The sequence below is a fragment of the Halalkalibacter okhensis genome, from assembly GCF_000787375.1.
Taxonomy (GTDB): domain Bacteria; phylum Bacillota; class Bacilli; order Bacillales; family Bacillaceae_D; genus Halalkalibacter; species Halalkalibacter okhensis.
Map to the genome: position 1 here is coordinate 67205 of NZ_JRJU01000003.1, position 11619 is coordinate 78823.

General features: G+C 39.7%; 13 protein-coding genes. 6 read left to right on the forward strand and 7 right to left on the reverse strand.

Translation table 11 applies throughout. The features are described from left to right. Positions 1-66 precede the first annotated feature (66 nt). The 3 genes from LQ50_RS03390 to rnhA are packed head-to-tail and all read right to left on the reverse strand — an operon-like array spanning position 67 to position 2723. On the reverse strand, positions 67-1434 hold the full coding sequence (locus LQ50_RS03390) for an aldehyde dehydrogenase (RefSeq protein WP_034626217.1): 1368 nt from the start codon (positions 1432-1434) through the stop codon (positions 67-69). Positions 1435-1439: 5 nt separating this feature from the next. Further along, positions 1440-2090, reverse strand: coding sequence for a hypothetical protein (locus tag LQ50_RS03395; protein WP_034626219.1), 651 nt, complete (start codon positions 2088-2090; stop codon positions 1440-1442). 15 nt (positions 2091-2105) lie between these two features. Then, a complete protein-coding gene (rnhA, locus tag LQ50_RS03400; RefSeq protein WP_034626220.1) occupies positions 2106-2723 on the reverse strand; it encodes a ribonuclease H in 618 nt (205 codons plus the stop codon). An 83-nt stretch (positions 2724-2806) separates the two neighbouring features. Here rnhA and LQ50_RS26200 point away from each other — a divergent pair, with 83 nt between their 5' ends. Beyond that, positions 2807-2941: a hypothetical protein gene (locus LQ50_RS26200; RefSeq protein ID WP_272913698.1), complete on the forward strand. Its 135-nt coding sequence runs from the start codon at positions 2807-2809 to the stop codon at positions 2939-2941. A 69-nt stretch (positions 2942-3010) separates the two neighbouring features. Continuing rightward, positions 3011-3262, forward strand: coding sequence for a hypothetical protein (locus LQ50_RS03405; RefSeq protein ID WP_034626221.1), 252 nt, complete (start codon positions 3011-3013; stop codon positions 3260-3262). 44 nt (positions 3263-3306) lie between these two features. Here the strand turns inward: LQ50_RS03405 and LQ50_RS03410 are convergent, their stop codons facing one another. The 3 genes from LQ50_RS03410 to LQ50_RS03420 form a co-directional block, all read right to left on the reverse strand. After that, positions 3307-4158 (reverse strand): polysaccharide deacetylase family protein, encoded by an 852-nt coding sequence (locus LQ50_RS03410; protein WP_034626223.1) that lies wholly within the window; start codon positions 4156-4158, stop codon positions 3307-3309. Between the two features lie 56 nt (positions 4159-4214). Next, the gene (locus LQ50_RS03415) at positions 4215-4550 is read right to left on the reverse strand and encodes a hypothetical protein (protein WP_034626225.1); all 336 of its coding nucleotides are present in this window, start codon (positions 4548-4550) and stop codon (positions 4215-4217) included. Positions 4551-4736: 186 nt separating this feature from the next. After that, complete coding sequence (locus tag LQ50_RS03420; RefSeq protein WP_052144563.1) at positions 4737-5489, reverse strand: YkgJ family cysteine cluster protein; 753 nt, start codon at positions 5487-5489, stop codon at positions 4737-4739. Between the two features lie 216 nt (positions 5490-5705). Between LQ50_RS03420 and glcT the strand changes: the two genes are divergently transcribed. From glcT to mreBH, 4 genes are all read left to right on the forward strand, one after another. Then, complete coding sequence (glcT, locus tag LQ50_RS03425) at positions 5706-6536, forward strand: glucose PTS transporter transcription antiterminator GlcT (RefSeq protein ID WP_034626227.1); 831 nt, start codon at positions 5706-5708, stop codon at positions 6534-6536. Between the two features lie 175 nt (positions 6537-6711). Further along, complete coding sequence (gene ptsG, locus LQ50_RS03430; RefSeq protein ID WP_034626228.1) at positions 6712-8742, forward strand: glucose-specific PTS transporter subunit IIBC; 2031 nt, start codon at positions 6712-6714, stop codon at positions 8740-8742. A 102-nt stretch (positions 8743-8844) separates the two neighbouring features. Beyond that, positions 8845-8979 (forward strand): DUF2639 domain-containing protein, encoded by a 135-nt coding sequence (locus LQ50_RS24590; protein WP_070808110.1) that lies wholly within the window; start codon positions 8845-8847, stop codon positions 8977-8979. 277 nt (positions 8980-9256) lie between these two features. Continuing rightward, positions 9257-10264 (forward strand): rod-share determining protein MreBH, encoded by a 1008-nt coding sequence (gene mreBH / locus LQ50_RS03435; protein ID WP_034626230.1) that lies wholly within the window; start codon positions 9257-9259, stop codon positions 10262-10264. Between the two features lie 530 nt (positions 10265-10794). Here mreBH and LQ50_RS03445 read toward each other — a convergent pair. Beyond that, positions 10795-11598 carry a carbon-nitrogen family hydrolase gene (locus tag LQ50_RS03445; RefSeq protein WP_034626233.1) on the reverse strand — a complete coding sequence of 268 codons (804 nt, stop codon included), beginning with the start codon at positions 11596-11598 and terminating at the stop codon, positions 10795-10797. Positions 11599-11619 lie beyond the last annotated feature (21 nt).

The following is an 11619-nucleotide window of genomic DNA, read 5'->3' on the forward strand; positions in this document are numbered from 1 at the left end:
TATCTTTCTCATTGTGCTTTCTCATTCTATTGATCATGATTGAAAAAAACTTAAACAAACGTTTATTTAACGAAACAATGTTCTTAATATACGCATGGTTTTTTTATCTTGTTGATATCTAATAGGCAAGTCAAAACGCGTCGTTTGTTTCAAGACACTTTTTTTATTTGTAAACGTAGAGAAGCTTTCATACCCATGATAGCCTCCCATTCCACTTTCTCCTTTTCCGCCAAAAGGTAAATGAGGGGTAGCAAGATGCATAATCGTATCATTGACACATCCCCCACCATATGAGAGCTGCTGCATGAATAACTGCTGCACCCGTTGATCTTCTGCAAAAACATACAAAGCTAATGGTTCAGGCCTCTCACGTACCTTTGCCATCACCTCATGATCAGTTTCATAAGAGAAAACAGGCAATATTGGCCCAAAAATCTCCTCTTCCATAATAGGCGCATCCCACTTCACATTTTTAAGCACCGTCGGAGATAGACTTAATTGCTCCTCTTTAGAGAATCCACCTGTAATGACATCGCCTTCCTCTAAAAATGTAAGCAAACGCTTAAAGTGACGCTCACTTACGATTCTTGGATATGTACCGTCTTTAAATTTTGACTCATAAATATTCTCAATTTCATTTTTTAATTGAGAGAGGAACTCTTCTTGGATATCTTTATGAACAAGCGCATAATCAGGAGCGACACATGTTTGACCCGCGTTAATAAATTTCCCCCAGGCGATTCGTTTGGCAGCAAGCTTAACCTTGGCACTCTTATCAACAATAACGGGACTTTTCCCACCTAGTTCCAGCGTTACGGGGATTAAATTTCTCGAAGCTGCTTCCATTACCTTTTTCCCTACACCAACACTGCCTGTAAAGAAAATATAATCAAATCGTTTTGAAAGCAATGATTGACTAACACTCGCGTCACCTTCGACTGCTGCAATATATTCGTTTGAAAAATAATCCTCAACTAATTTTGAAATGACCTTCGATGTATGAGGTGTTAACTCAGATGGCTTGATGACTGCACAATTCCCTCCAGCAATTGATCCGATTAAAGGAGCAATCGCTAGCTGAAGCGGATAATTCCAAGGAGCAATAATCAGCGTTACTCCATGCGGTTCATGATAAATATACCCTTTAGAACCAATATGTGAGAGCGCCGTCTTAACTTTTTTAGGCCTTGCCCACTTACGAAGATGCCTCTTAATGTACGAAATTTCTTGATAAAGTGGACCAAGTTCTGTTAAAAAAGCCTCTTCGTTTGATTTATTCAAGTCTTTATTCAAAGCAAGAAGAAAGTCCTCTTCATACGTTTGTAGCGCTTGCTTTAAGGTCGTTAATTGCTTCAGACGAAATGATAGATCTCTTGTCTTTCCACTATAAAAAAACTCTTTTTGTTTTAACAATAGATGATCTGTCACTGACACAACTCCTAAATAAATAAAATATAAAGATACATCAAAAGTGGGATTAGAAAAATAATACCATTTACCATTTTCCTGAAAAGAAGGTTGTTCGTAAAGATTTTCCCCTCTCTTCTCACACGAAACGCTTCAATTAATTCCGTATGTACATCTTTAGCATGTGGAAATTGGCAGCGATTAGAAAAGCGGATAACGATGTCTTTTTGACTATTATCCTCACTCGAACGTTCTTCATGCTCCATCATAGGCCAACTCACATTAATTCGTGCTTTTCCTCCATCAATAAGAAATTGATACACCTGTGATTCAGACATCTGCTTGGTTGTTACTTTCTCTTCAAAATCATATCCAAGTTGACTGAGCACCTTCCTGACCGTCTGAACCGTAAAAAGCCAATCGACTTCAATAATGGTTATTTTCGGAAGTCGATAATACTGCCATGCTGTTACCGTTAGAATCATTCCTATCAAGATATAAAATATCTCAGGACCGGTCCCTAAAGGGTTACTCATCAGTGGTAACAACGTAAGCAGCATAGTAGTAAGCAGATAATAAACAGGGGATTCTACTTCAACCCCGTTTCGTTTTTTTATCGAGACGACCTGACTTACAAGTAAAACAGCTAATAAGAATAAAAAGACACCCCCAAAAGCTATCAACTTTATACGTCCCCCTTATTTACGTCCATAATCGGCTTTAATTTCTCCCCACGCTTCTGTATGCCATTTTTTTATTTGGTTAGGGTAACTATTTGTTTGCAACCATTTTTCAGCTCGGTCCATTAATGACCAGATATAGGCTGTTTTTTCATTTCGTTCTAATGTTGACTTAGCCTTCTTCTGTTTAACCCATTTAATGGCTGTCATCGAATCGGAATAAATGGTCTTAGAGCTTCCTTGTTCTTTTAAATAAGCTAACCCGTGAACAATGGCCAAAAATTCACCCATGTTATTTGTACCAATATGGATTTCATCATGAGCAAATAGGATTTCCCCTGTTTTTGTATGAACCCCTTTGTATTCGACAATGCCCGGATTGCCTCGACAGCCAACATCAACGGAAATGCTGTCCCATTCTACTTCCTCTATGCTTTCTTTCCCTTTTTTCTCATGCGATCGTTTACTTGTTGGTTTCATCTCACCATTAAAAGCCGCTTCCGCTTCCGCCTTTGTTGGAAACGATTTGAACCTAGCTCCCGTAAATCCCTTTACTTGTGCCTCACATTCCGCCCAAGATGTAAATATTCCGGTTTTCCTTCCTTTCCAAACAACATAAAACTTCTTTTTTGCCACGACGACACCTACTCTGAATAGAATTTTGATCTAAAGAAATAGTAACAGTGAAACCCATTTAAGACAATCAAGGAGGATGTACAATGAATAAGCGAAATAGACAAAAAGGGAAGGCATTAACAAACAACCAAACCCCAAAAGAAAACTTACTCAATGAAGAAGTAGCCAGTGAAATGATTGATAACGGGACAAACCGTGCAAACAATAAAAAGAAATAAATTCTATTTTGATGAATAAATTCAAAATAATCTTCCAATAATGGTGCTAAAAAAGAGGTGTAACCTAGCGTGGATGTGACGATTAACCGCAAACGTTCAGTTAACGAGCCTGGGGACCTTATCAGCACAAAAAAGAATAAGCTATATGCCATTATTGAAGACCGCGGTGAAAAATATCCTTTCCATCTTCTATGTCTAGAAACATTTACGATTATCGAAAGCTATGACTCGCTTCCGACAAACCAGGAGATCGAAGAGGATATCGGAGACAAGCTCGACGGAATCTATCAACATCGAGATTCGCATATTACATTAAACTAATAGGGATTGGCTCACCTCTGAGCTAATCCCTTTAGTCTTTCACATTATTTTAATGTAGCATCCGCTAATGTAACAAACTCATATCCTTGTTCCTGCAAGTCTAACACAGCCAAACGGACTCCCTCTGCCGTTCCGCTGTTAGGTTGGTTCATATGGAGAAGCACGATCGATCCACTTGTCGCCTTCATCATGGCTTGATGAACCTCACCTGCTGTGAACGTTGCTCCTGCATCACCTAAAATATCAAAATTAACAACCTGCAGCCCTAAATCATTCACAATTTCAACAGCGACATCGTCATAAAATGCCGTACCAGAACGAAATAAAGTAGGAGCTTGTCCTGTTCGTTCTCGTATGGTCTCTTGATTCCCAATTACTTCTTTTTCTACTTCCTCAGGGCTATTTGTCCCCTGAATTCCCCAAGCAGAATTCCCAGTTACAGATAGAGGAACATGAGCGGTTCCGTGATTTTCAATTTGAAATAATGGATCTTGCGCAAGCTCTAAAAACAAAGCCTCATGCTCTAGTATCCAGCGTTCATTGATAAATAAAGTTGCTGGGATTTCTTTCTCTCTCAAAAAATCAATTAATGCTTCATCATAGCCATTGCCATACGGGCCTCCACAAGCATCAAACGTTAAAGCAATCACATTCTCATCTGTATCTATCCGTGTTTTAACCCCTTCGACATTCTCCCCCCATTGAATGGGATCACGCCCTTGATATACGCTGATGTCGATCTCTTTTTCACTATCAGCGAATTCCTCTTCTACTACTTCTTCCTCGATAACCGGTTCTTCTCCTATGTTTTCAATTGACTCTTCGTTTTCATCCTGAGTTGCACACGCCTGTAAGCAAATAACAGCAAAAAGGAGAAAAATTTGAAACCACTTCATCCAAAACTTCCTTTCAACAATAATCCCCTAAGCATTAGCTCTTAGGGGGAATATCATTACTCATTTTTCGATGATTCTTTCTCTGGCATCTCGGATTCCTCATACCAATCATCAAGAACTTTTGCATCTAGTACTCTGCCTTCAACGAAAGACGATTGCTTATCTAAGAAAAGACTCTTCCACTCGACGTCCATGTCTTCAGCAATATTTACTACTGTCAGTAATTCTTGCCAAGCAACATAGCGTTTGTACCAAAAAAACTGTGGTTGCTCCGTCATGTATGGATACAGATCATCAAATTCAGTATGCTTACAATCTACAGTACGTTCAAATTGTGTCTTTGCCTGGATCACTCGCTCTTTTAAATACGCATGAATTTCTTTCTCTTCCACCTGTAATCCCTCCCAGTCATCTTTCTATCTAATAGACAGTATTCATAAAAAACCAGCAACAGGTTATATTAGTTCTAACCTATGCAGCATCGCAAAAATTCAGAATAGAAATACAAAATTTATATTACCATCATACCACGAGTAACGGTTTTACTAAACGGAAAATAGTTAGAAAATTATTGAAAATTAATTAAATCTCCCTAATTCCTCTTGCAGCAAGAATGGCAAATAGTTCACATCTAAAGCATCATCAGGATAAGCAATTCCTAACTCTTTATCCTCAACCACTTCAAGGATCTCTTGAATTACTTCATCCATTCCTTCTACATAATAACGATGCATAAACTCATAACTTATCGGTTCTTTTGGTAATAGTTCATTGCCACAAACATCTGCATCTACATAATTGACATACGTTCGACAAGGAATGGGACGAACTTCATATGCCATGCATTTATTTGTTTCTTGATTTAAGAATACACAAGGAAGGTGTAACTCTTTGTATTTCCTCTTGAAATCTTGATCGTTTCTAAAATCGAGCTGCCCAGCCTTCTTCAAAGCAGAAACTTGGGTATCCAAATATTGTTCAACTTGGTTTTTAATCGCTTGCTTTCTCTCATCTGGCAATTGATTTATATAAGATAGCATAAATTTCACTTCTAAACGGGTAACTATAATAGGAAAATAACAACAATGAGCACACCCAACCCGACAAAGTGAGTTCAGTTCCATCTCTTTTTCCACATGCTCGATTTCCGTATTTACTTGGGACAACATTTTCTCAAATGATTCATTTAAGACTGTTTGAACATGCTTGCCTTCACTTTCATCTAATATTTCATCTACTAAATCCAAAAAGGGTTCATCGTAATTGTAATCTCGTTCATTCATCTGCTTGACGACCTTTTTCATATCTTCATAAGTTAATTGATGCTTCACGGTTTAACAGCTCCTTCTTCACATATAATAGTAGTCCATCTAGCAAGAAAAATCGACCGTTTTATTGGTTGATCTTGAAATAGATAATCCCTACGTCGCAAGCCTTTGAGTGTTTGTAATCATTTTCATTGACGTTCATTTTTTTTCTCGATATGATTAATGTGGACAAGAGTACACAATTCGACAAAATTCTATTTTAATGAAAGGAGGAAAAGCATGTTAACCGTCAAAAAAGTACTTAATAACAATGTTTTAGTTGCAGAACACCCGAACTATGCAGAAGTGATTTTAATTGGAAAAGGACTCGGTTTCGGAAAGAAAACAGGAGACCATGTGGCTGATGAGCAAGCTGAAAAGTTTTTTGTTTTAAAAGAAGAGAAGGAACAAGAGCAATATAAACAACTACTTGATTATGTTGACGAAAGCTTTATCGGGCTTATGAACGACATCATAGAGATTGTTGAAGAAAGATTTTCGGTTAATCTACATGAGCATATCCATATTGCCTTAACGGACCATTTATTTTACGCCATAAAAAGGGTTAAACAAGGATTAGATGTAAAAAATCCATTTCTTCCAGAAACCGAATTAGCTTATCCAAAAGAATTTTCTGTCGCTACTGAACTGGTTGATTATTTGAGCAACCAATTAGACCTTGATATCCCTCCTGGAGAAGTAGGATTCGTTGCCTTACACATCCATAGTGCTTTAACAAGACGTTCACTAAAAGAAGTAAATCGGCATACACAACTAATCAGCGAATTGGTTTCAGTCACGGAAGAAGCGTTAAAATTAAAGATTGATCGTAAAGATGTCAATTATTTAAGACTTGTACGCCATCTTCACCATGCCATTGAGAGAATAAATAAAGGACAATATTTTGATAATCAAGATTCTTTAAAAAAAGTGTTGCAAGCTGAATATCCAGTGTGCTACAATTTGTCATGGAAATTGATGAAAATTATGCAACAAACCTTAAGAAAAGCGATTCCAGAGGCTGAAGCAGTATACTTAACACTGCATCTCCAACGGCTCTCGAAGCAATAATAAGAATGCTATCATATTTCTTTTTACGTGTTACTGGTTATGCAGGCATGAGCGGAAAGGAAGCGATTGCACAGCTATCTTATGATACCTGTGTGATTCCCTTGCCACTCATGCCTTTTTTGTTGCATAAATTTCAAACTACTATTTCAAACTAATCATATAAGGAGGAATCATTATGTTTAAAAATTCGTTTGGCGTTTTGCAACGTGTCGGTAAAGCACTTATGTTACCCGTTGCCTTGTTACCAGCAGCAGGTATCCTGCTTGCGTTTGGTAACGCCTTACAAAACCCAGATTTGACTGCAAGAATTCCAGCTCTAGAAGCTGAATGGATCGTTATGCTTGCTAGCATAATGGAAAATGCGGGAGACATCGTCTTTGCAAATCTTGCTCTCTTATTTGCCGTCGGGGTTGCCATCGGGCTCTCAAATGGAGATGGGGTTGCTGGTTTAGCTGCTTTAATCGGGTACTTAATCATTAACGTGACAATGAGTGTACTCGGAGGCTATGGCGAGTGGACACCAGAAATGATCGCCGATGACCCAGGGATTTCAAGTGTTTTAGGAATTCCTACATTACAAACTGGGGTATTTGGCGGGATCATAGCCGGTTTACTCGCAGCCTATACGTACAAAAAATACTTTAATATCGAACTTCCGTCTTATCTTGGCTTCTTTGCTGGGAAGCGTTTCGTTCCAATTGCAACAGCATTTTTTGGATTATTAATTGGTCTTGCGCTTTATTTTGTTTGGCCAACGATTCAAGTCGGGTTAAACAATCTTTCTTACTTAATGGTTGAAACAAACCAAACGGTATCAGCCTTTATTTTCGGGGTGATTGAACGTGCATTAATTCCATTTGGTCTTCACCACATTTTCTATTCACCATTTTGGTTTGAATTTGGACAGTATACAAACGCTGCTGGAGAAGTAATTCGTGGTGACCAACGTATCTTCTTCGCTCAAATTAGAGATGGTGCAGAGTTAACAGCTGGTACATTTATGACAGGTAAGTTTCCTTTCATGATGTTTGGTCTTCCTGCTGCCGCTCTAGCAATTTACCATTGTGCTCGTCCAGAACAAAAGAAAATTGTTGCTGGGATTATGGGATCTGCTGCGTTAACATCGTTTTTAACTGGTATTACAGAGCCAATTGAATTTAGTTTCTTATTTGTCGCTCCAGTACTATTTGCGATTCACACCGTATTTGCAGGTTTATCTTTTATGGTCATGCAAATCCTTGACGTTAAGATCGGTATGACTTTCTCAGGTGGGGTTATTGACTTCCTATTATTTGGGGTTCTACCAAACCGAACAGACTGGTGGCTTGTTATTCCAATAGGTTTAATTTTCGCCGTGATTTACTACTTCGGTTTCCGTTTTGCGATTAAGAAGTTTAACTTAATGACTCCAGGTCGTGAAGATATGGCAGAAGATGATACACCTTCATCTGGCAACACATCTGAACTACCTTATAACGTACTAAAAGCGTTAGGCGGAAAAGAAAACTTAACAAATCTAGATGCGTGTATTACACGCCTTCGTGTTAGCGTAAACGATGTCGATAAAGTCGAAAAAGACACATTGAAGAAGCTAGGGGCTTCTGGTGTTATGACAATGGGGAACAACATCCAAGCTATCTTTGGACCGCGTTCTGACCAAATTAAATCGCAAATGCAAGATATTATTAGCGGTCGTACACCTACTCCTGTCGAAGAAGAAGCACCAAAAAATGAAGCTGTTGCTGGTGACGTTTCATTTGTCTCACCTTTAGCAGGAAAAGTGCTTCCAATCACAGAAGTACCGGATCAAGTGTTCTCTGGAAAAATGATGGGTGATGGCTTTGCTATTGAACCGACAGAAGGTGTTGTTAAATCACCTGTAAACGGGAAAATTGTTAACCTCTTCCCAACAAAGCATGCGATCGGTATCTTGTCTGATGAAGGAAAAGAAATCCTCATCCACGTTGGGTTAGATACAGTAAATCTTAAAGGGGAAGGGTTCGAAGCCCTCATTAAGCAAGATGATTCTATCGAACAAGGACAAGAACTCCTACGCTTTGACTTAGATTTCATTAAAGAAAACGCAACATCAACGATTACTCCGATCGTCTTCACCAACTTAGCTGAAGGTGAATTCGTAGAAATTAATAAAGAAGAGCACGTAACATTGAACGAAAAAGATGTTATTTCGATCAAACAAAAGTAACATGTCAGACAAGTTCAAGTCATAGAATGAAACAAACAGAAAAAACGAGGAAGCCACAGGCTTGCTCGTTTTTGTTTTCACTTTTTGGAGAGGGTGGTTGGTATGTATATTGGAAGTAAAGGTTGGTATGTAAAAAAGCTAAAAGAAAAAGGCATACGTTATATAGAAGGACGAAAAATTGAACGCTATAAGACATACGTATTAGCAAACCTTCTACATGAAACCGAGTCAAAATAATTAACATGAGTGTCTGACCATGCTCCACTTCCCTTTATTCGTTCAACCTTTTGACGAACGAGGTCAGGCACTTCTTCAGACCTTTTTACCTATGTCATATGACGCACTTCCCGAAAAAGTGGTAATCCCTTCCTATATATAACGACAAATCCCTTACTACTGCCGTAAACTCTCATATTATTACATAGAAGATGAGCGATTCGACACTATTCTCGTTTCTTCATACCTGTTAAAATCAATACTTACCTAGAAAAGTTTGATAAAAGTTGGTGAAATCATGTTCTCAAATATGGAAATAGGAATTGACCTAGGTACTGCTAACATTCTTGTGTATAGTAAAGACAAAGGAATAATTTTAAATGAACCATCAGTCGTTGCCCTTAATCTTGATACAAATGATGTTCTTGCTGTTGGAACAGAAGCAAAAAATATGGTCGGGAAAACACCTGCGAATATTGTCGCGATCAGGCCATTAAAAGATGGCGTGATCGCTGATTTTGATATGACAGCAAGCATGCTTAAAGCAATCATGAAAAAAACGAGTAAGGAAGTAGGCCTTTCTCTAAGGAAACCAAATGTCGTTGTGTGTGCCCCGTCTGGTTCAACATCTGTTGAGCGTCGTGCCATCTTAGATGCCGTTCGCAGCTTCGGCGCCAAAAACGTTCACCTCATTGAAGAACCTTTAGCAGCAGCAATTGGTTCCGGCCTTCCAGTCGATGAACCAATCGCAAATGTCGTTGTTGATATCGGTGGAGGAACAACAGAGGTCGCAATTATTTCATTTGGTGGTGTGGTCACCTGTCACTCAGCTCGCATTGGTGGAGACAAATTTGACGAAGCCATTATTCAACATGTACGGAAGAAATATAATATTTTAATTGGGGAGCGAACGGCTGAGCAAATTAAAATAGAAATCGGCTACGCCCCTATTGATCACGAGGAATTAACGATGGAAGTCCGCGGACGTGATCTTGTTCATGGCTTGCCAAAAACCGTCACTCTCTATTCAACAGAAATCCAAAATGCTCTTAATGAATTGCTCCTGCAGATGCTTGAATCCATCAAAGCGACTCTTGAAGATTGTCCTCCTGAATTAAGCGGAGATATCGTTGACCAAGGTGTCATGCTAACCGGTGGAGGAGCATTAATTAATGGATTACAAGAATGGCTCTCTAATGAAATTTCTGTCCCTGTTCATATTGCGCCTAACCCGCTTGAATCCGTAGCTATTGGTACAGGCCGTTCGTTGAAATTCATTGACAAACTACAAAAAATCTCAGTTTAAACGACAAATTGAAAAATTAGAAAAAGCGGACACCCACACTAAACGTGGTTGGCCGCTTTTTTTATGTTCTGTTAACAGGAGGGGTGGGGCTTTCTTGCTTTAACTCCCGCTTTCCTGGGGCTCCCTACGACTTTCGGGTGTCACCCCCTTCTTTGACTCCCGTTCTCCGGGCTTCCTCCAACTTTCGGGTGCCATCCCCTTCCTTTGACTCCCGTTCCTGGGGCTCTCCACGGAGTTCGGGTGCCATCCCCCTTCTTTGACTCCCGTTCTCCTGGCTTCCTCCAACTTTCGGGTGCCATCTCCCTTCTTTGACTCCCGTTCTCGGGGCTTCCTCCAACTTTCGGGTGCCATCTCCTTCCTTTGACTCCCGTTCCTGGGGCTCTCCACGGAGTTCGGGTGCCATCCCCCTTCTTTGACTCCCGTTCTCGGGGCTCCCTCCAACTTTCGGGTGTCGTCCCCTTCCTTTGACTCCCGCCCACAAGGTTTCCCCTCACGATCGGGAGCCAAGAAGGTCGCTCCGCCTACTCCATTCATTTCCCTTCTTTATCCATATACAATTCAGGGACTCTACTCGAAAACACTGGTACATCTTTACGGATACGCTGCACTTCATCAAGATGTAAGCTTACTTTTGATGTTTCTTCATGCGTTGAAGAAGCACGATGAACAACGTCTCCCCATGGATTGATCACCATAGACCCACCTGCAAATTCAACCTCATTATAGGTACCAACGCGATTACAGCTGACAACAAATAGCTGATTTTCAATTGCTCTTGCTTGCTGGAGAATTTCCCAATGACCCGCTCTTGCCATTGGCCACTCAGCAACGACAAACACAACCTCCGCTTCTTGTAATGCAAGTGAACGCACAAGCTCAGGGAAACGTAAGTCATAACAAATAATAACCCCCATTTTATGACCATCAAGCTCGAATGTTTCTACAGAGCTTCCTCCCCCTTTTAGGTATAGGTGCTCATCTAACATTGGCACAAGATGAATTTTGTCATAGGTATGAATGATTTCACCATCCCGATTCAGAATATAGGATCGATTATAAATGCCTCCATTGTCTTTCACCGCAACGGATCCCGCAATCATATTTACGTTTAACTCACTCGCTAATTTTTTCAGAAATTGTTCGGTTTCATCTTTATCCGTTTTAATGACTTCAGCTAAAGTTGTTAGAGTATAAGCTGTCGTCCACATTTCAGGCAAAACAAGGATATCAGGTTGTTGTTCTTTACATACTCGTTCTGCCCACTCTTTTACTTTGTTTCGATTTTCAGTTGGATTGCCAGGAATAATATCCATTTGATATGAAGCTAGTTTCATGTACTTCTCCTCCCCTACATG

Excerpts from the sequence above, each read along its gene's own strand:
- LQ50_RS26200 (WP_272913698.1), top strand. The coding sequence starts at position 2,807 with ATGAATAAGCGAAATAGACAAAAAGGGAAGGCATTAACAAACAACCAA.
- LQ50_RS03410 (WP_034626223.1), bottom strand. The coding sequence starts at position 4,158 with ATGAAGTGGTTTCAAATTTTTCTCCTTTTTGCTGTTATTTGCTTACAG.
- glcT (WP_034626227.1), top strand. The coding sequence starts at position 5,706 with ATGTTAACCGTCAAAAAAGTACTTAATAACAATGTTTTAGTTGCAGAA.
- ptsG (WP_034626228.1), top strand. The coding sequence starts at position 6,712 with ATGTTTAAAAATTCGTTTGGCGTTTTGCAACGTGTCGGTAAAGCACTT.
- LQ50_RS24590 (WP_070808110.1), top strand. The coding sequence starts at position 8,845 with ATGTATATTGGAAGTAAAGGTTGGTATGTAAAAAAGCTAAAAGAAAAA.
- mreBH (WP_034626230.1), top strand. The coding sequence starts at position 9,257 with ATGTTCTCAAATATGGAAATAGGAATTGACCTAGGTACTGCTAACATT.
- LQ50_RS03445 (WP_034626233.1), bottom strand. The coding sequence starts at position 11,598 with ATGAAACTAGCTTCATATCAAATGGATATTATTCCTGGCAATCCAACT.